This window comes from Nostoc sp. LPT, assembly GCF_017115165.1.
GTDB lineage: Bacteria > Cyanobacteriota > Cyanobacteriia > Cyanobacteriales > Nostocaceae > Nostoc.
The window spans coordinates 1-21,419 of record NZ_JABXKF010000039.1; the positions used below are offsets into that span (position 1 = coordinate 1).

General features: G+C 43.5%; 22 protein-coding genes and 2 pseudogenes. 15 read left to right on the forward strand and 9 right to left on the reverse strand.

Features of this window, described 5'->3' with window-relative positions; translation table 11 throughout:
• Window positions 1-65: 65 nt before the first annotated feature.
• Window positions 66-2,074 (reverse strand): annotated as a pseudogene (locus HWQ58_RS08935) (ATPase, T2SS/T4P/T4SS family).
• Between the two features lie 356 nt (window positions 2,075-2,430).
• Here HWQ58_RS08935 and grpE point away from each other — a divergent pair.
• Together grpE and dnaK are read left to right on the forward strand one after the other, a co-directional pair.
• Window positions 2,431-3,177, forward strand: coding sequence for a nucleotide exchange factor GrpE (gene grpE / locus HWQ58_RS08940; RefSeq protein ID WP_292860569.1), 747 nt, complete (start codon window positions 2,431-2,433; stop codon window positions 3,175-3,177).
• Between the two features lie 252 nt (window positions 3,178-3,429).
• Window positions 3,430-5,388, forward strand: a complete 1,959-nt coding sequence (dnaK, locus tag HWQ58_RS08945; RefSeq protein WP_292860571.1) for a molecular chaperone DnaK — start codon at window positions 3,430-3,432, stop codon at window positions 5,386-5,388.
• A gap of 281 nt (window positions 5,389-5,669) precedes the next feature.
• Here the strand turns inward: dnaK and HWQ58_RS08950 are convergent, their stop codons facing one another.
• A complete protein-coding gene (locus HWQ58_RS08950; RefSeq protein WP_292860573.1) occupies window positions 5,670-5,810 on the reverse strand; it encodes a hypothetical protein in 141 nt (46 codons plus the stop codon).
• 288 nt (window positions 5,811-6,098) lie between these two features.
• On the opposite strand from HWQ58_RS08950, the gene dnaJ reads away from it, so the two are divergent.
• The 8 genes from dnaJ to HWQ58_RS08990 all read left to right on the forward strand — a co-directional run bounded on the left by dnaJ (window position 6,099) and on the right by HWQ58_RS08990 (window position 12,369).
• Window positions 6,099-7,226 (forward strand): molecular chaperone DnaJ, encoded by a 1,128-nt coding sequence (dnaJ, locus tag HWQ58_RS08955; RefSeq protein WP_292860576.1) that lies wholly within the window; start codon window positions 6,099-6,101, stop codon window positions 7,224-7,226.
• On the forward strand, window positions 7,226-7,483 hold the full coding sequence (locus HWQ58_RS08960) for a sulfurtransferase TusA family protein (protein WP_104909240.1): 258 nt from the start codon (window positions 7,226-7,228) through the stop codon (window positions 7,481-7,483). The genes dnaJ and HWQ58_RS08960 overlap by 1 nt, the downstream gene beginning before the upstream one ends.
• Window positions 7,480-8,601 carry a small ribosomal subunit biogenesis GTPase RsgA gene (gene rsgA / locus HWQ58_RS08965; RefSeq protein WP_292860579.1) on the forward strand — a complete coding sequence of 374 codons (1,122 nt, stop codon included), beginning with the start codon at window positions 7,480-7,482 and terminating at the stop codon, window positions 8,599-8,601. Before HWQ58_RS08960 ends, rsgA begins: the two co-directional genes overlap by 4 nt.
• Before the next feature lie 92 nt (window positions 8,602-8,693).
• On the forward strand, window positions 8,694-9,431 hold the full coding sequence (locus HWQ58_RS08970) for a Uma2 family endonuclease (RefSeq protein WP_292860581.1): 738 nt from the start codon (window positions 8,694-8,696) through the stop codon (window positions 9,429-9,431).
• 44 nt (window positions 9,432-9,475) lie between these two features.
• Window positions 9,476-10,045, forward strand: coding sequence for a Uma2 family endonuclease (locus HWQ58_RS08975; protein WP_292860584.1), 570 nt, complete (start codon window positions 9,476-9,478; stop codon window positions 10,043-10,045).
• Window positions 10,046-10,337: 292 nt separating this feature from the next.
• Entirely contained in the window at window positions 10,338-11,927 is a 1,590-nt protein-coding gene (locus HWQ58_RS08980; RefSeq protein WP_292860587.1) for a glycoside hydrolase family 57 protein, read from the forward strand.
• A gap of 117 nt (window positions 11,928-12,044) precedes the next feature.
• Window positions 12,045-12,188: a hypothetical protein gene (locus HWQ58_RS08985; RefSeq protein ID WP_292697847.1), complete on the forward strand. Its 144-nt coding sequence runs from the start codon at window positions 12,045-12,047 to the stop codon at window positions 12,186-12,188.
• Window positions 12,172-12,369, forward strand: a complete 198-nt coding sequence (locus HWQ58_RS08990) for a hypothetical protein (protein WP_292860590.1) — start codon at window positions 12,172-12,174, stop codon at window positions 12,367-12,369. The genes HWQ58_RS08985 and HWQ58_RS08990 overlap by 17 nt, the downstream gene beginning before the upstream one ends.
• A gap of 82 nt (window positions 12,370-12,451) precedes the next feature.
• Here HWQ58_RS08990 and HWQ58_RS08995 read toward each other — a convergent pair whose 3' ends face one another.
• The 5 genes from HWQ58_RS08995 to petC all read right to left on the reverse strand — a co-directional run bounded on the left by HWQ58_RS08995 (window position 12,452) and on the right by petC (window position 16,023).
• Entirely contained in the window at window positions 12,452-13,159 is a 708-nt protein-coding gene (locus tag HWQ58_RS08995) for a Uma2 family endonuclease (RefSeq protein ID WP_292860593.1), read from the reverse strand.
• A 211-nt stretch (window positions 13,160-13,370) separates the two neighbouring features.
• Complete coding sequence (locus HWQ58_RS09000) at window positions 13,371-13,745, reverse strand: hypothetical protein (RefSeq protein WP_292860596.1); 375 nt, start codon at window positions 13,743-13,745, stop codon at window positions 13,371-13,373.
• 69 nt (window positions 13,746-13,814) lie between these two features.
• Complete coding sequence (locus tag HWQ58_RS09005) at window positions 13,815-14,165, reverse strand: DUF6717 family protein (RefSeq protein ID WP_292860599.1); 351 nt, start codon at window positions 14,163-14,165, stop codon at window positions 13,815-13,817.
• Between the two features lie 164 nt (window positions 14,166-14,329).
• Entirely contained in the window at window positions 14,330-15,331 is a 1,002-nt protein-coding gene (gene petA / locus HWQ58_RS09010; protein ID WP_292860654.1) for a cytochrome f, read from the reverse strand.
• A gap of 152 nt (window positions 15,332-15,483) precedes the next feature.
• Complete coding sequence (gene petC, locus HWQ58_RS09015; RefSeq protein ID WP_292774200.1) at window positions 15,484-16,023, reverse strand: cytochrome b6-f complex iron-sulfur subunit; 540 nt, start codon at window positions 16,021-16,023, stop codon at window positions 15,484-15,486.
• 229 nt (window positions 16,024-16,252) lie between these two features.
• Between petC and HWQ58_RS09020 the strand changes: the two genes are divergently transcribed.
• From HWQ58_RS09020 to HWQ58_RS09030, 3 genes are all read left to right on the forward strand, one after another.
• The gene (locus HWQ58_RS09020; RefSeq protein ID WP_179063611.1) at window positions 16,253-16,561 is read left to right on the forward strand and encodes a DUF3067 family protein; all 309 of its coding nucleotides are present in this window, start codon (window positions 16,253-16,255) and stop codon (window positions 16,559-16,561) included.
• A 133-nt stretch (window positions 16,562-16,694) separates the two neighbouring features.
• Entirely contained in the window at window positions 16,695-17,261 is a 567-nt protein-coding gene (locus HWQ58_RS09025; protein WP_292860601.1) for a hypothetical protein, read from the forward strand.
• 417 nt (window positions 17,262-17,678) lie between these two features.
• On the forward strand, window positions 17,679-18,596 hold the full coding sequence (locus HWQ58_RS09030; protein WP_292860604.1) for a DUF1350 family protein: 918 nt from the start codon (window positions 17,679-17,681) through the stop codon (window positions 18,594-18,596).
• On the opposite strand, the pseudogene HWQ58_RS09035 reads toward HWQ58_RS09030, so the two are convergent.
• Together HWQ58_RS09035 and tatC are read right to left on the reverse strand one after the other, a co-directional pair.
• Window positions 18,586-18,762 (reverse strand): annotated as a pseudogene (locus tag HWQ58_RS09035) (transposase); the annotation flags it as partial. The gene HWQ58_RS09030 and the pseudogene HWQ58_RS09035 sit on opposite strands and share 11 nt — an antisense overlap.
• A gap of 98 nt (window positions 18,763-18,860) precedes the next feature.
• Window positions 18,861-19,655 carry a twin-arginine translocase subunit TatC gene (gene tatC / locus HWQ58_RS09040; protein ID WP_292860606.1) on the reverse strand — a complete coding sequence of 265 codons (795 nt, stop codon included), beginning with the start codon at window positions 19,653-19,655 and terminating at the stop codon, window positions 18,861-18,863.
• Window positions 19,656-20,062: 407 nt separating this feature from the next.
• Between tatC and HWQ58_RS09045 the strand changes: the two genes are divergently transcribed.
• Both HWQ58_RS09045 and HWQ58_RS09050 read left to right on the forward strand, forming a co-directional pair.
• Window positions 20,063-20,293: a hypothetical protein gene (locus HWQ58_RS09045; RefSeq protein WP_292860609.1), complete on the forward strand. Its 231-nt coding sequence runs from the start codon at window positions 20,063-20,065 to the stop codon at window positions 20,291-20,293.
• 56 nt (window positions 20,294-20,349) lie between these two features.
• Window positions 20,350-21,207: an SDR family oxidoreductase gene (locus HWQ58_RS09050; RefSeq protein WP_292860612.1), complete on the forward strand. Its 858-nt coding sequence runs from the start codon at window positions 20,350-20,352 to the stop codon at window positions 21,205-21,207.
• The last annotated feature ends 212 nt before the right edge of the window (window positions 21,208-21,419 follow it).

The window sequence follows — 21,419 nt, forward strand, 5'->3', positions numbered from 1 at the left end:
CCAATGCCCAATGCCCAATGCCCAATGCCCAATGCCCAATGCCCAATGCCCAATGACTATTAGTCTTAAAACCGAGGTGTCATACAGTAAGGACAATCCAGCCATTCTTGTTTCAATGTGGCATCGCAACTCCGGCAGGTAAGACCGGTCTTGCGTTTGGCTTTTAACTCTGCTTCCAAACCAGTATTCAGTAAAGGTCACTCGTTCTACTTCTTCTAGAGTGGTGGAACCTTCACGCACTAAATCCAAACTGTAAGCCAGCAAGGTTTTCATCCCCTCTTCTATTGCAACTTCCTTGATGCGTTCCGTGGGTGCATCTTCGTTGATCAGAGTTTGCAGGTTTTCGGTGACTCGCATAACTTCATAAACACCACAACGCCCTTTGTAGCCGATTCCATTACATTTTGGGCAAAGGTGATTTTTGGCTTTGGCATCTGCGATCGCATCTAATGTCAAGGTGTTAGCTTTATAGAAGGTGACTCCCACATCCGAGGAAGCTGATAGACCATAACGAGCCAGTTCCTCAGTTGTGGGAGTGTAGGGAACACGACATTCAGAACATACACGCCGCACCAAACGTTGAGCTAAAACACCAATTAGGGAACTAGAAACCATGAAAGGCTCAATCCCCATTTCTCCCAAACGAGTGATCGCTCCTGGGGCATCATTAGTATGTAAGGTCGTTAATACTAAGTGACCGGTCAAGGCAGCCTCAATTGCTGTTTTTGCCGTTTTCCTTATCCCGCGTTTCACCCACCAGTAGCACATCTGGATCTTGCCGCAAGAAAGCCCGCAGAGCGGTAGCAAAATCTAGCCCTTTTTCCCGAATCACCTGTACTTGAGTAATCCCTGGAAGACTGTACTCAATTGGGTCTTCCACAGTACTGATATTAATTCCGGGATCGTTCTTTTCTGAGAGGGCAGAATACAGCGAGGTTGTTTTCCCAGAACCAGTTGGCCCAGTCACCAAAATTAGCCCAAAGGGACGGCTAACCATATCCTTGACAATATCCAAAGTCTCTGGATCGGTAATTAACTTATCTAATCCCAGTTGGGTGGAGGAGTTATCCAAAATCCGCAGCACTACCTTTTCCCCGTAGCGACTGGGTAAGGTATTCACCCGAAAGTCCACCTTACGTCCCTCAAACAGCCGCCGGATACGTCCATCTTGGGGTAGACGGCGTTCAGCAATGTCTAGATTGGAGATGATTTTAAATCGGGCTGTCACCGCCGGGATGATTTTTTTCGGCATTAGGGGGAAAGCTTCACGCAGTACGCCATCTTTCCGAAAGCGAATGCGTAAGTTTTCTTCTTGTGGTTCGATATGAATGTCAGAAACGCCCTCATGTAAGGCTTTAGCTAGGATTCTATTAACTAGATTGATAACTGGGGCATCCTCTGCGCCCTTCATCGCTGCCCCCAGATCGGCCTCCATTTCTTCAGGAGCATCTGCAAGATCGAGATTTCCAAGATTTTCTAAATCTTGACTAATATCTGTAGAGTTTTCTCGTTCTAGGTGCTTCTGCCGAACAGCCACTTCGTCCAAATATTGGTTGATTAGCTGCTGGTAGTCTTCCTGTGTAATCACCATGCGCTGCAAGGCCAAACCTTGGGGGCGCAAGATGCGGTTCAGGTCATCGGAAGCCTCTAGATTATCTGGAGCAACCATCGCCACTAAAACTGAGGGCGGGGTTTGGTCTTCGTGTTTTGACAGTGGTACTAAGCGATGACGACGGCAGATATCCACTGGGATGAGGGTTTCAATCAGGTTCCCCATCATCGTGTTGCCAACGGAATTGACTTCTGGATCGAGGAATTCAACTCCGTATAGTATTTTCAGTTCAAATAGCTGCTGTTTTTTGTATTGCCTGAGCAACTCAGGTGATAGTTGTTGACCAGTGATTGACTCTAATACTTCTGTTAAGGGTCTGCCAGATTTGCGGCTTTCAATTAGTGCCTGCCTCATCTGTTCGGTATTGACATAGCCAGATTGCACTAGCTTGTTGCCAAAGGGCGAAAACTCTGTTCTGGTAGTTAGAGCGGTACTGCGCCGTTGTGCTGACGAGTAAGTCATAAATGAGCAATTGAGTAGGGAAACCTCTGCTTAAAGTATTCCCCTAGTGTGAGATAGAATTCTCATTTACTAAAAAAGTCCTGAGTCATCTAAACAGTGCTGAGTACTGAGTAACGAGTGCTGAGTCAAAAAAGTAATAATCGCACTGGCTAAACGCCCTTGCAAATTACTCGTTCGGGTTCCCGCCTTAGTGGCGTCTGGGCTAACGCGTTCACCATTTGTCACAATAAGAGGACGTTACATCACTTCCAGGAACTTGTCGGCAATAAAATCAGCCTCAGTTGCAAGTCGTGGATGACGACGGTTGCAAGCTGTAGAGATACACTGCCATAAATAGGATCTGGAATGAGTAGACAATGATCGATGAAAATAAACAGATAAACAATACAAGCCAGCAATTGGGTGAACCAACAGAGGTAAAGCAAGCAATGAAGAGTGACTCCCCAGCCCACATTAATTTCAATGAACCTGGTAGCGAGGTGACAGAGCAAGTGGCAGCCCAAACAAATATATCAGGCGATACTGCTGTCAATTCAGAAAATAGCGTCGCTGCAACTGAGAAAACTGGAGTGGAAACAGCAGCTTTGGCAGAATTGACTCAACAAATCGAGTCCGTCAAAACGCAACTGGAAGAGCGTAGTACTCAATATATGCGGATTGCCGCTGATTTTGAGAATTACCGGAAACGCACTAGCAAAGAAAAAGAAGACCTAGAGTTGCAGGTGAAGCGAAATACGATTTTGGAATTGCTGCCAATAGTCGATAATTTTGAGCGGGCGCGATCGCACCTCAAACCGCAATCTGATGCCGAAATGACCATGCACAAAAGTTACCAAGGCGTTTACAAACAATTAGTAGATAGCCTGAAGCGCTTGGGTGTATCACCAATGCGTCCCGAAGGTCAAGAATTCGATCCTAACCTGCACGAAGCAGTAATGCGGGAACCTACGGATGAACATCCTGAAGGAACAGTGTTAGAAGAGTTAGTGCGCGGATATTACTTGGGCGATCGCGTGCTACGCCATGCAATGGTCAAAGTAGCTGCTCCCAAGGAAGATACACCTTTTGCACCAGAAGATCAGTCGAGTTCAGCCAGCAGTTAAGCTGTAGTCGCTCGCCTCGCTGACCTCAAGTGCCTGGGTTATAGCAGAGGCGAGCATCATTATTGAGGTATGGGATGGAGAGGATGAGGGAGATGAGGGGGATGAGCAGGATGAGGGGGATAAGGAGGAATTTACTCCCTTATCTCCCTCATCTCCCCCTGCTCCCCTACCTTTCCCATTTCTATATGCTGAAGTTTTGAGCTAGTCTGCGACATATGACAGCAGAAATATTCAGTAAAAATACTGGCAAATATGGGAAAAGTTATTGGGATCGACTTAGGCACTACTAACAGTTGCGTCGCAGTTTTGGAGGGTGGTCAACCACTTGTGATCTCCAATTCTGAAGGGGGACGAACTACTCCAAGTATTGTGGGATTTGGGAAGAGTGGCGATCGCTTGGTTGGTCAATTGGCAAAGCGCCAAGCCGTAACTAATGCCGAAAACACAATTTACAGTATTAAACGATTTATCGGGCGGCGTTGGGAAGACACTGAAGTAGAACGCGATCGTGTCCCTTACAACTGCATCAAAGGTCGAGACGAAACCGTTGATGTCCAAATTCGCTCAAAAAACTATACGCCCCAAGAATTATCCGCGATGATTCTGCAAAAGCTGAAGCAGGATGCGGAAAACTTTTTGGGTGAGGAGGTCACTCAAGCAGTGATCACCGTACCAGCATATTTCACAGATGCCCAAAGACAAGCAACTAAAGATGCTGGCACAATTGCTGGACTAGAAGTCCTGCGAATTATCAATGAACCAACAGCTGCGGCTTTAGCTTTCGGATTGGAAAAGCAAGACCAAGAGCAGCTAATTTTAGTATTTGACTTGGGAGGCGGTACCTTTGACGTATCGATCCTGCAACTTGGGGATGGCGTTTTTGAAGTTAAGGCGACTTGTGGTAACAACCACTTAGGTGGAGACGACTTTGATAATGCGATCGTCCTTTGGATGATGGAACGCTTTCAGCAAGAAGAGAAAATCGACCTTTCCCAAGACAAGATGGCATTGCAACGCCTGCGAGAAGCAGCCGAAAAGGCAAAAATTGAACTCTCCAGTATGGTGAATACCTCCATCAACTTGCCCTTTATCACAGCTGATGACACCGGGCCAAAGCATTTGGAGATGGAGCTCAGTCGCTCGAAATTTGAAGAACTTGCCGCCAAATTAATTGAAGCGACCATTGAACCAATGATTCAAGCGCTCAAAGATGCGGATCTCAAGCCACAAGCCATAGATCGGATTATTTTGGTAGGTGGTTCTACCCGTATTCCCGCAGTCCAAAACGCGCTGATTAAGTTTTTCAACGGCAAAGCTCCCGATCGCTCCATCAACCCTGACGAAGCCGTAGCATTAGGAGCAGCTATTCAAGCAGGTGTATTGGGTGGTGAAGTCGATAATCTCTTACTACTGGATGTCACCCCTCTGTCCTTGGGAATTGAAACTTTGGGTGAAGTTTTCACCAAAATCATTGAACGCAACACCACAATTCCTACGAGTAGATCGCAAGTTTTTTCCACAGCCGTTGATGGACAAACCTCGGTGGAAATTCACATCCTCCAAGGTGAACGGGCGATGTCACGAGATAACAAGAGTCTGGGCAAGTTTCTACTCGCAGGAATTCCCCCATCTCCCCGTGGTGTACCGCAAATTGAAGTATCCTTTGAAATCGATGTCAACGGCATCCTGAAGGTTTCTGCCCAAGACAAAGGTACAGGTAGAGAACAGAGTATCAGGATTACCAATACAGGTGGTTTGAGTAACAACGAAGTCGAACGGATGCGCCAAGAGGCAGAACTTTTTGCCGAAGAAGATAGAAGACGTAAAGAACTGGTTGAACTCAAAAACCAAGCAGATAATTTGTTGTTCAGTTATGAATCCACCATCAAGGATAATAGCAACTTTATCGGCGACCAGATGAAAACTTTGGCCAGTGAAAAAGTTGCACAACTCCAAGCTGCAATGATTGACTCCAGCATTTCCACAGTGGAATTTAAGCAGCGCTTAGACGACTTCCAACAAACCTTGTTTGCAATTGGTGCTGATGTCTACAATCGAGCTAACAGCCAAACTGATAAGATTGAGGAGGGTTCATCTGGTCACTTTACCCCAGAAGTAGACTCACCAATGAATGGCACGCTAATACCGCAATTCAACTTTGATTTTGACGAAGAAAGTACTGCTCAGGCTGATTATGAGGCGATAGATTAGGGGTTGGGCATTGGGCATGGAGCATTGGCCAAACAGGGCATTGAGAAGAGACAAGGTAGACAAGGGAGATGGAGGAAATAAGGGAGATATAGGAATTTGTTTCTTAACCTCCTCATCCCCCTCATCCCCTTATCTCCCCTGCTCCCCACTCTCCTAAGTTGCAAATTTTTATTAAGATATTTTAATATATCTAAATATTTAGATTTAGCGAAGTTTCACAAGACCCCAGCGGTTTGCTAGATTGTAGAAGCAAATTACTTTGGGCTAGGCAATGTGCAAGTTCAAAGCCAATCCAAAGCATAAGGGTGGTTTTCCACACCTAATGGTGCGGCTAGCCCCTCTGGTTGATGGGCGAGTTTTCCTCTCCTACGTAGCACAATTGTAAAAGAGACAGCCGACTCGGCAGTGAGAAGTCTGAGCAAAGGCTTACAACCAGATCCTAACTTCTATAGCTTTTGTCGTCTCCCACGAGGAAAGCACCTGTTGCTCAAGATTTGTCGGTGATTTTTGTAAAAGGTAAAGGGTAAAATCAGTTATTAACAAAAATTAATTTTATCTTCTGCCTGCCCTCCGGCAAGCCGCCCTCTAAAGGATAATGTTTTGCTCTTGCATATCTGTAGGCAAAACACTTAATCCATAGGGTAGCAAGTGACCGTGAATGACGTTCTACTGACTTCTGCTTTCTTCCTTCTAACTTTTACCTTTGCTATATGGCCCGCGACTATTATGAAATCCTGGGTGTCTCTCGTGACACTGACAAAGAAGAAATCAAACAAGCCTATCGCCGTCTAGCCCGGAAGTATCACCCAGATGTGAACAAAGAACCGGGGGCGGAGGATCGCTTTAAAGAAATTAACCGCGCTTATGAGGTGCTCTCAGAACCCGAAACCCGCGCTCGTTACGATCGCTTTGGTCCAGAAGGTGTATCTGGTGCTGGTGCGGGCTTTCAAGATGTCGGCGATATGGGTGGTTTTGCCGATATCTTTGAAAGCATTTTTAGTGGCTTTGCTGGCGGTATGGGTAATCCCACGCAACAAAGACGGCGTAGTGGGCCTGCTAGGGGTGATGACCTGCGGCTAGACCTGAAGTTAGACTTTCGGGAAGCGATATTTGGTGGCGAAAAAGAAATTCGCATTTCCCATCTAGAAAATTGTGAAGTTTGTAGCGGTTCTGGTGCTAAACCTGGAACCCGCCCTCGGACTTGTTCGACTTGTGGCGGTTCGGCTCAAGTACGCCGTGTAACTAGAACACCCTTTGGCAGTTTCACCCAAGTCTCGACTTGTCCCACCTGTAATGGCACAGGGATGGTAATTGAAGATAAGTGTGATGCGTGTGATGGTAAGGGCGCAAATCAAGTCACAAAAAAACTCAAAATTACCATTCCAGCTGGGGTGGATAATGGTACGCGTTTGCGGATTTCTAGTGAAGGAGATGCTGGTCAACGTAGTGGCCCTCCTGGGGATTTATACGTTTACTTGTTCGTGAATGAGGACGAGGAATTTCAACGCGATGGGATTAATATTCTCTCGGAAATCAAAGTTAGCTACCTGCAAGCGATTTTAGGTTGTCGGTTAGAGGTAGATACAGTAGATGGGCCAGTAGAACTAATCATTCCAGCTGGAACTCAGCCGAATACAGTAATGAAATTGGAAAATCGTGGTGTACCTCGCTTGGGTAATCCCGTAAGTCGTGGGGATCACATGCTGAACGTATTAATTGATATTCCCAATAAAGTCACCCCAGAGGAGAGGGAACTGCTGGAGAAGCTAGCTAAAATTAAGGGGGATCGGACTGGTAAAGGTGGTTTAGAAGGATTTTTGGGAAATTTATTTAAGTGATGATGCCCTCTTCTGTTTCAACTCCCGATGCTCAACTTGATTTACGCGGCACCCCTTGCCCGATTAATTTCGTGCGGACAAAACTACGTCTAGAGAAAATGCCATTGGGAGGTTTGCTAGAAGTCTGGTTAGACCCTGGTGAACCGATTGAGCAGGTTCCTGATAGTCTGACAATGGCAGGTTATCAAGTGGAACAAATTACAGACTGCACTAATTATTTTTCTCTGTTAGTGCGCCGTCCAGTTGCTGGCCAATGACAGGGGAAAATTTTGCCGCAACTGGACAGTTATTGGGTACGGTGGTGGCTGTACAGGCTAATTTTTACCGAGTACAGCTAGATCGAGAGGATGGGGAGATAAGGGAGATGAGGGAGATGAGGGAGCAAGATCCTCCTCATCTTCCCTATCCCCCTGATCTTTTCCTCCTCTGTACCCGGAGAACACGTCTGAAAAAAATCGGACAACAGGTGATGGTAGGCGATCGCGTTGTGGTAGAACCAGATTGGGCTGGGGGACGGGGTGCGATCGCTGAGGTTTTACCCCGCCAAAGCGAATTAGATCGTCCGGCGATCGCCAATGTCAACCAAATTCTATTGGTATTTGCCGTTGCCGATCCACCTTTGGAACCTTATCAACTGAGTCGGTTTCTCATTAAAGCTGAGTCTACTGGCTTAGATGTGCTTTTATGTTTGAATAAAAGTGATTTAATTTCATCGCCGGAACAACAACAAGTTAGCGATCGCCTGCTCGGTTGGGGCTATCAACCAATATTTATCAGCGTTAAAGATGGTATAAATACCGACCAAGCGGCCAAATATTTGAGTAATAAAATTACTGTAATCGCTGGGCCTTCTGGTGTCGGTAAATCCAGTCTGATTAATACGTTGATTGACTCTCTTGAGCTGCGAGTCGGAGAAGTTTCTGGTAAACTAGCTCGTGGTCGTCATACCACTCGCCATATAGAATTATTTGAGTTACCTAGCGGTGGTTTACTGGCAGATACTCCCGGTTTTAATCAGCCGGATATGGATTGTATACCAGAAGAATTAATCCATTATTTCCCAGAAGCAAGAAAGCGGTTAGCAGTTGCTAGCTGTCGGTTTAGTGATTGTCTGCATCGAGACGAGCCTGAGTGTGCGGTGCGGGGAGACTGGGAACGATATGAACATTATTTAGAATTTTTGGACGCTGCGATCGCTCATCAAACACAGCTACACCAACAAGCCGATCCAGAATCTACCATGAAGTTAAAAAGCAAAAGCAAAGGCAAAGGGCAGAGTCAATACGAACCCAAGTTAGAAAGTAAAAAATATCGCCGGATTTCCCGGAAGACTCAGTTACAAGACTTGCAGGAGTTATATCGGGATGAAGAATAAGGAGCGCGATGTTTACGACGGGCTGCGCCTACGCATTCATAATCCAAAGGTTGGTCACGATAGCATAGATACAAACAGAAAAAGTATCTTGTATGTCTCAGCCCATTGCCAACACCCCTATACAAGCTGTCACTGAAAGTATAATTTTCCCACCAGGTGATATCTATAGTGATGAACCCCCCTTGGAATCTGATTTACACCGCGAACAAATTGATTTACTTATCCGCCTGATTAAATGGTGGTGGCGCGATCGTCAGGATTTTTATGCTACCGGCAACCTGACGATCTATTTCAGTCCTAACCAGAAAAAGTCAGAAGAATTTCGAGGCCCTGATTTCTTTGTGGTTTTAGATACAGAGAAAAAAGACCGCAAAAGCTGGGTTGTGTGGCAAGAAGACGGCAAATACCCCAATGTAATTATTGAGCTATTATCTAATTCCACTGCCTCGGTTGATAAAGCTTTAAAAAAGCAAATTTACCAGAATACATTTCGCACTCCAGATTACTTTTGGTTTGACCCAAATAACCTAGAATTACAGGGATTTCACATACTTGATGGGCAATATCAAGAAATTGTACCCACTGAGTCGGGTTGGTTGTGGAGTCAGCAATTAGGGCTGTATTTAGGAGTTGAGTCTGGTAAATTACGCTTTTTTACACCCGATGGGCAACTGGTGATGTTGCCAGAGGAAGAATCAAACCAACAGTTACAGCAAGCAAACCAACAGTTACAGCAAGCAAATCAACAATTAGAACAAGAACGTCAACGGGCTGCAATATTGGCAGAACGCTTACGAGCCGCAGGTATTGACCCTGAACAAATATTCTGAAAAATAGAATTTTATCTCTAAACTAGACATGGGAAAATCGTGCTATGAACCAAACAATATCCGATCGAGTCCGTTGGACAACCTCAGACTTAGAATTACTCACAACTGACGAATGGAAGCGCTATGAAATTATTGACGGAGAGCTATTTGTGACTAGAGCGCCTCACTGGAAACATCAAGGGACTGCGGGTAATATATGCTTAGAGTTACAAATTTGGTCTCGCTCTAGTGGGTTGGGGGAAACCCGTCAAACTCCTGGCATAATTTTTACAGATGCCGATAATGTCATACCCGATGTAGTTTGGATTAGTCGTGAGCGTTTAGTACAATTGCTAGATGAGGAAGGGCATTTGAGAGGAGCGCCAGAACTGATTGCGGAAGTGCTTTCTCCTGGAACAACCAACGAACGTCGAGACCGAGAAGCCAAGCTGAAACTATACTCATCCACAGGAGTCCAAGAATATTGGATTGCAAATTGGCAATTACAGCAGCTAGAAGTTTATCGCAGAGAAACTGCCCAATTAAAACTGATCGCAACCTTGCTGGCTGATGACGAAATCACATCACCACTGTTACCAGGTTTCTGCGTTCGAGTTCAGCGTTTTTTTGTATAATTCTGGCGTAGGCGTAGCCCGCCGTAGGCATCGCTCTTCAAACTTTTCTACAAGAGGCTACGCGAACGTGGCTCAAAAATAATTATTAAACTGCCAAGGCGCAAAGGTCACGGAAGGGGACAAGAGGAAAAACCCATATCTAAAGATAGGGGCTGAAAGATTGGCATAAGGCTTTTAAATTAATTGAAAACTGCTATAAATCTACCTTACGATCCCCATAAAGTCTTAAAATATTGTTAATTTCTGCCCAACCTCTCGACCTTCAACTTACAAGTATCACCCCAAAATCACTATGGCTATTGGCTACGTCGCGCTTGTACTCCACGCACATCTGCCCTTCGTTCGTCACCCAGAAAGTGACTACGTGCTGGAGGAAGAATGGCTCTATGAAGCCATCACAGAAACCTACATCCCCTTATTGAAAGTATTTGAAGGCTTAAAGCGAGACGGTATCGACTTTAAAATCACGATGAGTATGACACCACCTCTAGTGTCGATGCTTCGCGATCCTCTGCTTCAAGAACGCTATGACGCACACTTAGCCCAACTAGAAGAACTTGTAGCATTAGAAGCAGAACATAATGTCAATAACGGGCATCTTCATTATTTAGCCGAACATTACATTACTGAGTTTAAGGAAGCGCGTCAGCTATGGGAACGCTACAAGGGTGACTTGGTGACAGCTTTTAAGAAGTTCCAAGACAGTAACAACTTGGAAATCATCACTTGCGGTGCTACTCACGGCTATTTGCCGTTGATGAAAATGTATCCCCAAGCGGTATGGGCACAAATTCAAGTAGCCTGCGAACATTACGAACAAACCTTTGGACAAGCACCCAGAGGCATCTGGTTGCCAGAATGTGCCTACTATGAAGGTTTAGAGCGGATGCTAGCTGATGCTGGGTTACGCTACTTCCTCACTGATGGGCATGGCATCCTTTATGCCCGTCCCCGACCGCGCTTTGGCACTTATGCTCCAATTTATACAGAAACTGGTGTTGCTGTCTTTGGTCGAGATCATGAATCTTCCCAACAGGTATGGTCTTCTGAGGTAGGCTATCCTGGGGCAGCGGAATATCGGGAATTTTACAAAGATTTGGGCTGGGAAGCAGAATATGAGTACATCAAGCCCTACATTATGCCCAACGGTCAACGGAAAAATACGGGCATTAAATATCACAAAATTACTGGACGTGGTTTAGGACTGTCAGATAAGGCACTTTACGATCCTTATTGGGCTAGAGAAAAGGCCGCAGAACACGCTGCTAACTTTATGTATAACCGAGAGCGACAATCTGAGCATCTTTATGGAATTATGCAGCGCCCACCAATTATCGTTTCGCCTTATGACGCAGAGTTATTTGGACATTGGTGGTATGAAGGCCCTTGGTTCATCGATTACCTATTTCGCAAGTCGTGGTATGACCAAGGAACATATCAAATGACCCATTTAGCAGACTATTTGCGGGAGCAGCCGACGCAGCAAGTTTGTCGTCCTTCGCAGTCGAGTTGGGGTTTCAAGGGTTTCCACGAGTATTGGTTGAATGAGACGAATGCGTGGGTTTATCCGCATTTGCACAAAGCTGCTGAACGGATGATTGAAATCTCGCACCTGGAACCAGAAGATGAGTTGGGGTGGAAAGCCTTGAACCAAGCAGCGCGAGAATTGTTATTAGCACAATCTTCCGACTGGGCATTTATTATGCGGACGGGAACAATGGTACCCTACGCAGTTAGACGGACGCGATCGCACCTAATGCGCTTCAATAAGCTGTACGAAGACGTTAAAATCGGCAAAGTTGACAGTGGTTGGTTGGAAAAAGTCGAGTTAATGGATAATATCTTCCCGGAAATCAACTATCGCGTCTATCGTCCGTTATAGTCTCACAAAAAATAATCAACAGCAGTAGGGTGGGCATTGCCCACCCTATATTAGTAGTGAGGAGCGTTTATTTTACCAACAACAGAGCAAGCCTTAGCGTGTGTAAGGGTTTGTCAAATGCTGTCAAATCTTTACAAAGACATCCGCTTATTTCGATTTGACGACAAAATCGGAGAAGTTTACATCCTATCTGCGGATGAACTGCAAATCATTGTTTATCGCAATGGCGAATGGGAGTTTGTCAATGAACCCGAATTATGAACAAATGAGTTTTTCAGAATTGAGAGCTTATGTCGTGGAAAACCGTGAAGACATTGAAGCTATACGTTTTCTGATGAGTAAACGCGATCCTAATTCTCCAAAGTATCCTATGCCGGTGACAGAAGCTGATATGCAAGCCCAGATGGAAATCATTAGGCGCAAGATTAATGGAGAACTTTGAGATTATTGTTTAATTCAGTAAGCATAATTAGGGTGGGAAAATCATACTCACCCTTTTATTTTATTAACACTGCCGGATTTAACTAAAGGCTATCTGGATCAATATTTAATTCTCGGAGTTTAGCAGCTAATTTTTGCGCCTTTTGCTCCGTTTGTTGTCGAGCCTCTTCTGCGGCTTGTCGTGCAGCTGCTTCTTCTTCATGAGTTAGGAGTGTTTCACCCGTAGCTGGATTGTAAAAACGTAGTTTTCCTGCTTCCAGACGTAACTCTAGCCCCAAAACTTCACTAGCTAGAGACACTGTACCATCTGGCAGGGTATTGGCTGTTACTAGGAAATAATTGCCATCGATTAAGTGTAAACCCTGGAGTTGGGGATTGAGATAATCGCCTGTAGGGTCATATTGGAAATATTCACGCACTCCCAGAAAGGCATAAATTCCTTTCTTTGCACCTTGGTCTTTGCTGCGAGTGGTTTTTGAGGTAATCTCTAGGACAAAATCTGGGGTTTGATTATTTTCTTCCCAAGTTTTGTAAGAGCGTCTGTCACGGTTTTCCACTCCAAACACCACAAATACATCTGGTGCGACAACTGATTCTGGATAACCTTTTTCGTAGTAAATAAATAGATTACCAGCGACGTATACATCTGGGTGATTTTGGAAATAAATTCGTAGTGCATTTCTTGCATAAGTTAAGTAACTGCACTGAATATCTCCTTCAGCCATTGGCTTACCGTCCTCATCTGGGTACTCAATCGGGGTAACGGGGATATACTCTACTGAGGCTGTCATGAGCAGATATCTCAACTCAATTAGGGCTAGATTCAATACTATCGCTCAAAATGCGATCGCCATGACTGGGAGGCTAAGAAATCACGAGAAATTCCAGATTGCGTAGGCGTAGTCAGTCGTAGGCATCGCTTTGATTGAGCATCTGATGAAGAAGGAATATTTACAGGACTTACGCAACTGGCACAGCGCGATCAGATTGTTAGTCTGCGAGCTACGGTTGTGTTGATTTTGCAGGTGTCCAAAGTTTACCTGATTGCCACAACAGTTCAAACTGCCTCTGAAAAAAACTATACATTTCACCATCTCTCTGTGGTAGCAATTGAAACGATGGCTGCACTTCATCCCGAAAAGAATAAAGTTGAACCCATATTTCAGCTTTAGGAGTACCCGCATCGATTAGCCACATCCCATAGGGAGGAACAACTTGAACAAAACCTAGATGAAAGCCCTGTTTTAGATTTGCGTCATTATGTAGTGAAGAAAAATTGTCTAGAGCGTGTTCAGACTCACGAAGAAAACAATCTAGAGCGTAGCCAACAAATTTGAATAACGTATTTTTGAATAATGCATTTTTGTGTTTTTTCAAATTCGCCTCCTATATTTTGAGGCATTAGGTAGGATGTGACTTTTCATATTGATTTAATCTCTATTTATATTACAACTTTATTTTCGCTTTAAACTGAGCGTAAAATTCTTTGGGAGCCTCATCAAAATACTTAAATAGAGCAGGGCAAAGCCATCCTTCCCGATCTAAATCTGCACTGTAATACCAGTTACCTCCATATTCTTCACGCCGCCAGTCAAACTTGAGTTGATAGCCAGGAAAAGGAGATGCAGAAAATATCAAACTGAACCCTGACTCTGCATCTGGAATGTGTGACACCATTCTTTCAATAATTTCGTCCGCCCCTGCCACGAAAGGCTCTCGAACTAAATCTACATTGTCATCGTCAAACACCCACATCTCGCCGAATTTATAGGGATGAATAACCATGATTGAGTTCATAAAGTTTACTAGCAGTTAATACCGTTTCATTTTAATAATGATACAAATACGTTGGTAGGGTTACAGCAATTGGTATTAAGTCCCAAATTTCTAGGTTTCGTGTAACTAACATTAAAAAAGACAGGCAAGATGCCTGTCCTATAAATAATGATTTAGCAAAGAATTTAGAAATTCATCTCAGCAGCTTGAACTTTTTCAACCTGCTTCTTCTTCAGCACCAGCATAACTTGAGCCAACATTACAAGAGCGATGAATGCAATCATCCATTTGACTCTAGAAGCGTCTTGCAATACGATTTCTCCATCTGTTTGACCGAATCCACCAACGTTTGGGTTGCTGGTCAAAGCATCACCAGTCTTAACTGCTTGCCCTTCGGAAACAAGCAGGTCTGGCCCTAAAGGAATCGTATCAACGACAACATTACCCGATTCAGGTTGGATGTTGACTAGATATTTAACGTTACCATCTCCATCTTCCTCTTTAGCAATTTTGGTAATTGTGCCAGTAGCGGAAGCGTTGTAAACATTGTTGTTGCTCTTTTCGCCAGTGGGAAAAACTTGTCCACGTCCCCGATTACCACCTACGTGAACTGAATATTTACCGAAGTGGATGTTTTTGTCGGTTGCGGGGTTGGGAGAAAGAACTGGGAAGACGATTTCCTGATACTGTTCACCGGGTAAAGGGCCGACGATGACGACGTTATCTTTGTCTTCGCTGTAGGGTTGGTAGAAAGTGTCGCCAACTTCTTCTTTAAGTTCTTCGGAAAGACGGTCTTCAGGAGCAATCTTAAAGCCTTCGGGTAGCATCAGTACAGCACCGACGTTCAACCCAACCTTAGAACCATCGGCACCAACTTGCTGGGCGCTCAAATCGTAGGGGATTTTCACCACAGCTTTGAATACAGTGTCAGGTAGCACCGATTGGGGAACTTCCACTTCTGTAACCTTGGCGGCTAGGTGACAGTTGGCACAAACAATTCGCCCTGTTGGTTCGCGGGGGGTTTCGGGATAGGTTTGTTGTGCCCAAAAGGGATAGGCGGCAGCTGATTGGGGAAGGGCTAGATCGCTGGTGAAGTAAAATGTCACAGTGGCGATCGCTATGAGCAATGTTTTTACAATCGCTCTAGCATTGCGAGTTAACCTCGCTGTTATGAAAACATTTCTCATCTCTATAAGGGCGACAATTGAATTAGTCATTAGTTATTGGGCATTGGGCATGGGGGATTGGGCATTGGGTATGGGTTATTTCTCCCTCACTCCCTCATCTCCCTCATCCCTTACTCAGCACTCAGCACTCAGCACTCATAACTCAGCACTGATTAACCCCACCAAGGTGCATCACCTGTGCGGAAGTCGGTTTCAGTCCAAGGGGTTAAAACGATTTTGTCGTCGTTGACGTTGGTATGGGCTAAAGCCAGAGACAGAGGTGCTGGCCCCCGAACAACTTTACCAGTTTCGTCATACTGGGAACCATGACAAGGACACTTGAATTTGTTCTCAGCAACGTTCCAGGGGACGACACAACCTAAGTGGGTGCAGATGGCGTTAATGCCATAATCTTTGATCGCCTCTTTGCTGTCTACCACAATATAGGTAGGATCTCCCTTTAGTCCTTGGACTAGGTTGCGATCGCCTGCATTCCGGTTTTCTAGAAATTTAGTGACACTAACATCGTTACCTAACTCGTCTTTTGCCGTTACACCGCCACCAGCCCCACCTGCTGCTGGTGGAATAAAGTACTTGACAACGGGATACAATGCACCCAGAGCTACTCCAGTGACAGTCCCAAAAGTGAGCAGATTCATGAACTGACGACGCCCCATATCAGGCACGTCTGCTGATTCAGAAAATTGAGCCATAATCTACGCGCTCTTTGTGTATTTTGTTAAGCATTTTGACAAAAGTACTTGTACTTGAGCAACTCTTGTCTAAGTCGAAATGCTAGCGCTCACAACGATGCCATACTTCTTTGTTCCAAGATATAAAAAGCATCTTTTCTGTTAGCATTACATTTCTTTATATCCTTATCATACTGGAGTCACGGAACTTAACATCATAACTAAATGTAAAATCTGATTGAGAAAAGCTATGACAGGACAGGAATTACGTCAGATATTGCTTGATAAGTGGGGATATTCTTATGATGTCCAGTTCCGGCGGGCACAGGGAAAGATATTTTTGCAAGTAATGTGGAAATATCTGGAGCAAGCTTCTTTTCCCTTAAGCGAGGCAGAGTACCAAGAACATCTCGATAGCATTGCCAATTATCTTCATGCCTTGGGTGGGTCAACACAGGTACAAACTTTTATTGCCCAAACCCGCGATCGCCCCCGGCTCGGCAAAGCTGTTAGCATCCCTCTAGATTTGGGCGAACGTTCTTCGGAATGGATATTGTGACCGATTATTGCATTAAGATTTATAAATTTCTAAGTATTCACAGTATTTTTTATTCCAAAATACTATAGCTCGTGTATGATACTTTTACTCACTAGTAATGTGATAAAAATACACATACTCAAGGAAAAAACTAATGGCTTTTATCTCAACATTTGAAATTCTTCTTAAGCCTCAACTTCCAAAGAGCATTACAAGTACAATACCTGAACTTAGCCCACTAGCGAGAACAGTTCTCCAAGGCTATTTCCTTACGATTGCTAATGTCACTAATGAACTCGTATCTCTGGCCCTTGTAGTTACAACCAGAACGCCCGGACTAGAGCCTGACAAAATTCTTACTCGTCTAGATACCACTGGTATAGATGGCCCTGTAAGCAGTGATTTTGACTCTATTGACCCTAAAGGAGAGATAAAAAAGTCACGCTTTACATTTCCCCTTAATGCTAATGATACAGGCTTATTTATTCTGCAACCGGATGCTACTAATAAAAAACTTCGAGAAGAAGCAAATTTTGAGTTGCGGGGTTATGTTGAGATATCCATTAGTTTAGTATCAACTCCTAAAACAACTCAGTTACTAATCACTCCTGAACATCGAGGTACGTTTTTTGGGACAGATAGAGCCGAGCTAGGTGAGATTGCTTATGTGTTGCCCCTTGCTAATGGAAACAGTCTATTTGAGTTAAGCAAAAATAGTTAACTCTATTTGATAAATACTAACCTAATTCTGAGCTTTGGCATACATTGACAATTTGTAATTCGTAATTACGTTAACGGTACGACCTGTATAGGTTAGGGACTCTGACTCGACGCTCGACGACTCGCTAATGCTGCGCTATCAGTTTAATTACGAATTATGTTAGCGAGTCGTCGAGTGTCATTACGAATTAGTAATTAATTGTTGATTCTATCAGCAGAACCAATCATTTCTACAACGCTTTGATTAGTTTATTGACACTTTATCTGTTACTAGAAATCGAAAACTATCCGAACTAGCTGTCTCAATTAATTTTGAGTTCAGACTGCTAATTACTTAATTTATACTTAATAAGATTAGGTGGAAGGTGTCTCACCTAATCTTATTGTAGTCTATTAAAAATTAAAAAATATTAAGTATATGTTACAAAATTATGAACCAAACTTTAGAAAGCTATCCAACAGTCAGGTGGCGCTACATCCAAACCCTAAAGGAATTATCCAATTTATTGGTAGCTTTATTTTTGGTTCTTTTCCTGCATGGGCATATAAATATCTACATCAATATCTCTTTGAGCAAGAATATTCACTGATTTTATACCGATTTCCTTTAAATCCGATTCAATTTAATCATTGGGAGGTTTCTTTTGGCCTACTCAAAGAGCAATATCTTCTGAAAACTGAGATTATCAAAACCTTAAAAAAAGAGAATCAACCTGATGATGTTATAAATACATATTCAAATCCTGCTAATTATTCATGGCTTGGTCATAGCCTTGGATGTAAGTACATTATTCTTTTGGAAATTGCGAGCAATGAACCAACGAGGCGAATGCAAATTCTTCAGGAATGCTTAGACAAAAAAGATGCTGAGGAAGCCATTAAACAGATAGCTTCAATAGAATCTGTGCAGCAAATATCTAAAAGAGTCATTGACCAGTTATTACCTACAACAGAATCAGTTAATCAATTTTTCATTAAGGATCAGTCTTCTATCTTACTTGCACCTGAAATCAGTAACACAGTCAGAATTCTGAAATCGAGCTGGAGAATATCGAACTCTCTAGCCAATCCAAATCAGAAACAAACTGAATGTTTGATCCGATCTAGTAAAGAACTCTTTAACTTAACGGGCGTCATTTCTTTTAACTGGGATAGTATAGCTGAAGATGACGTAGCGTTCATGGTAGAACAGATTAAAGATAAATATTTCCAACCCTATTTATATAAGGAGCTAGAAGGGTGGCATTTTCAACCTCTCAGTATTTACATTGAGCATTTAGGTCAGAGCATCGTACATTTCTTTGATGAGCTTAAATATCGACAATCTAATCGCTAGAGGTACGAGTACCATAGCTGATACGTTGCGCAATTACTGGATGTCGCAGAGCAGGTTCAGCTTCATTATTGGTAGGTGACAGTTGTGGATTATAGAAAAACGCAACCACCGCATCCCAATCTCTCAAAATTTTATTTGCCAAAGCTTTTAATTTGGGATGCTTTGTAACAGTGGCTAGTCGGCAGACTCGATAAAGGCGGTCGGGGTTTGAGTAAACATTTGGTCACAAACTAAGATTGAAAATCTTTTTACCGATTTTAGATGTTATTTACCTGTAAGCTTAACCAGTCCAACACCACCGAAATAAAGCCCTAAAACTGCTCCAGCTAAGAGACTTTGAGTCAAGGGGTCAGTAGAAGGCGTCAGGACGGCTCCTAAAACCACTGCTCCCATAATTACGTAACGCCAACCAGAAACCATCGTCTCAGAGGAGACAATATTCAAATTACCGAGCAACAGTTGGATGATGGGAATTTGAAATGCTAAACCAGTGCTGAATAACAATAGCAGCACAAATTCAAAATATTTATCAATTGACCAAAGTTGTTCGACTACATCTGCTCCGTAGCTAATGAAAAATTTCAACGCTGCGGGGATAAGGAGTAAATAGGCAAATACTAAACCCGCCCCAAATAGCACACTCGAACCCAAAACCACAGGCCCCAGTAAACGGCGTTCGCGGCGAGTCAGTCCTGGAAGCACAAACTGGATAATCTGGTAAAGAATGAAAGGACTAGTAAGTACAAAGCCAGTGTATGCCGCAACTTTGAGGGAGACAAAGAAATATTCTCCAGGTGCAAGTTGGAGAAATTTTACTCCTTGTGCTGGAACCTCAAGTAGCTGGACAATCGGCTTAACGGCAAAGAAACAGCCAATAATGCCTACTGCTACGGCAATCAACGAATAAAAAATCCGTTGCCGCAACTCTTCTAGGTGGTCGAAAAGGGACATTTCAACTTCACCAGGCAACTCATCAAGAGGATCGGTGTCTGAGTTGTCATATCCTTCTGGGTCGAGGTTAGGAACGTTTACAGTATCTACGTCTTGTGAAGGCGTCACGTCGCTTCGCTCCGAATTCAAAATTCAAAATTCAAAATTAACAATACCCAAAATTTATTTATGGGCTTGTATCATGAGTGTTTGTCGGTCATCGACCATTTCGGTGACTCAGCATTCTTCATTATTTTATCTGGGGAATGCAGTTACTAAGATATGTTTTTGGGTGATGTGGGTTTTTTGTCCTGTTTTTTGGGTTTGCATCTGCATAAGTTAGTAGGAAGCCATCTTGTAGGCAATGCCTAACCTAAAAAAAGCTGGAACCAATAATTTAGAAATCACGTCTTTGTAGCTAGTAGCGCTGCATAAATTCACACAACATCAACATTTAATACTCAGTTTTAAAAATCCGGTTCATCAAGGTGGCATCTATACATAGGGTAATCGGAAATTGTTAACTGAGGTTGGGTATGAACCGGATAATTTGCATTGCCCTCATGGCATTGCCTGTTTATTTATACAATGTTGAGCTAGGCAATACTTCTAGTAGTGACGTGACAATTGTTAAAAACCAGTATCCCACAATAGCTGCTCTAATTGCTTACAGTACAAATGCTCAGTTACGTATCTTGCCGTGGCAAATATCGGCTAGAGATGACCAAACCGAAGATTGCCTTCGTGCTGGCACTTGTAAAGATTGAGACTAATTCGTAATTCGTAATTCGTAATTACGGCAGCCCATCATCAAAGAAAATTAATGGTTGTAGAAAATCAAAGTACAGTAGTGGTTACAGGAGCCTCAACAGGAATTGGTCAAGCGTGTGCTTTGCTTTTAGACCAATTGGGCTTCTCTGTTTTTGCTGGAGTGCGTCAAGATGTTGATGCTCAAACACTTAAACAGAAAGGGTCACAAAGGCTGATTCCGATTTTTTTAGATGTTACTGACGCTGAATCGATCGCAGCTGCGGTTGATACGGTAACAAATGCAGTTGGTGGTGGGGGAATTTTAGGTTTAGTGAATAATGCCGGAATTGCTGTCCCTGGGCCGTTAGAATTATTAGCGATCGCCGATTTTCAACACCAGATGCAGGTTAATGTCACTGGACAATTAGCTGTGACACAAGCATTTCTTGGCCTTTTACGCCAAAGTCGGGGTCGAATTGTCAATATGGGTTCTATTGCTGGTAGGAGTCCTACGCCGTTTCTGGGCGCTTACAATGCTTCTAAATTTGCCTTGGAAGCACTTACTGATGTGATGCGGATGGAGTTACGACCTTGGGGAATCTCGGTTTCAATTGTTGAACCTGGTTCTATTGCTACCCCAATCTGGGAAAAGTCTCTTAGTCAATCTGAAATAGCACAGCACGATTTACCACAATCGGCACAAAATCTCTACGGTCAAGCGATGAATGTTGTCCGCGAGAAAATGCAGATTCTCGCATCTAAGGGAATTTCTGCGGATATTGTCGCTCAAGTTGTTGTCCATGCGCTGACTGCAAAACAACCCAAGACGCGCTACCTTGTTGGACAAGATGCCAAAATTGGAGCTGTGCTGAAGCATATTTTGCCCGATCGGCTACATGACAAGATAATTTTATACTCAATGGGGCTGTAGATTACTGGTTGTCAATACTTCAGAGGTCGTCACTCTGAATGCAAAGGCTGTCATTAACAAAATCATGGTTTTCATCACAAAATCATGATTTTCATCAATAAAATTATGGTTTTCATCAACAAAATCATATTTTCATCAACAAAATCATGATTTTCATCAATAAAATCGTGCTGATTTCAGAACGAGAAGCAAAATCTAGTCAAAAAGTGACT

Excerpts from the sequence above, each read along its gene's own strand:
- grpE (WP_292860569.1), top strand. The coding sequence starts at position 2,431 with ATGATCGATGAAAATAAACAGATAAACAATACAAGCCAGCAATTGGGT.
- dnaK (WP_292860571.1), top strand. The coding sequence starts at position 3,430 with ATGGGAAAAGTTATTGGGATCGACTTAGGCACTACTAACAGTTGCGTC.
- dnaJ (WP_292860576.1), top strand. The coding sequence starts at position 6,099 with ATGGCCCGCGACTATTATGAAATCCTGGGTGTCTCTCGTGACACTGAC.
- HWQ58_RS08960 (WP_104909240.1), top strand. The coding sequence starts at position 7,226 with ATGATGCCCTCTTCTGTTTCAACTCCCGATGCTCAACTTGATTTACGC.
- rsgA (WP_292860579.1), top strand. The coding sequence starts at position 7,480 with ATGACAGGGGAAAATTTTGCCGCAACTGGACAGTTATTGGGTACGGTG.
- HWQ58_RS08970 (WP_292860581.1), top strand. The coding sequence starts at position 8,694 with ATGTCTCAGCCCATTGCCAACACCCCTATACAAGCTGTCACTGAAAGT.
- HWQ58_RS08975 (WP_292860584.1), top strand. The coding sequence starts at position 9,476 with ATGAACCAAACAATATCCGATCGAGTCCGTTGGACAACCTCAGACTTA.
- HWQ58_RS08980 (WP_292860587.1), top strand. The coding sequence starts at position 10,338 with ATGGCTATTGGCTACGTCGCGCTTGTACTCCACGCACATCTGCCCTTC.
- HWQ58_RS08985 (WP_292697847.1), top strand. The coding sequence starts at position 12,045 with ATGCTGTCAAATCTTTACAAAGACATCCGCTTATTTCGATTTGACGAC.
- HWQ58_RS08990 (WP_292860590.1), top strand. The coding sequence starts at position 12,172 with ATGAACCCGAATTATGAACAAATGAGTTTTTCAGAATTGAGAGCTTAT.
- HWQ58_RS08995 (WP_292860593.1), bottom strand. The coding sequence starts at position 13,159 with ATGACAGCCTCAGTAGAGTATATCCCCGTTACCCCGATTGAGTACCCA.
- HWQ58_RS09005 (WP_292860599.1), bottom strand. The coding sequence starts at position 14,165 with ATGAACTCAATCATGGTTATTCATCCCTATAAATTCGGCGAGATGTGG.
- petA (WP_292860654.1), bottom strand. The coding sequence starts at position 15,331 with ATGAGAAATGTTTTCATAACAGCGAGGTTAACTCGCAATGCTAGAGCG.
- petC (WP_292774200.1), bottom strand. The coding sequence starts at position 16,023 with ATGGCTCAATTTTCTGAATCAGCAGACGTGCCTGATATGGGGCGTCGT.
- HWQ58_RS09020 (WP_179063611.1), top strand. The coding sequence starts at position 16,253 with ATGACAGGACAGGAATTACGTCAGATATTGCTTGATAAGTGGGGATAT.
- HWQ58_RS09025 (WP_292860601.1), top strand. The coding sequence starts at position 16,695 with ATGGCTTTTATCTCAACATTTGAAATTCTTCTTAAGCCTCAACTTCCA.
- HWQ58_RS09030 (WP_292860604.1), top strand. The coding sequence starts at position 17,679 with ATGTTACAAAATTATGAACCAAACTTTAGAAAGCTATCCAACAGTCAG.
- HWQ58_RS09045 (WP_292860609.1), top strand. The coding sequence starts at position 20,063 with ATGAACCGGATAATTTGCATTGCCCTCATGGCATTGCCTGTTTATTTA.
- HWQ58_RS09050 (WP_292860612.1), top strand. The coding sequence starts at position 20,350 with ATGGTTGTAGAAAATCAAAGTACAGTAGTGGTTACAGGAGCCTCAACA.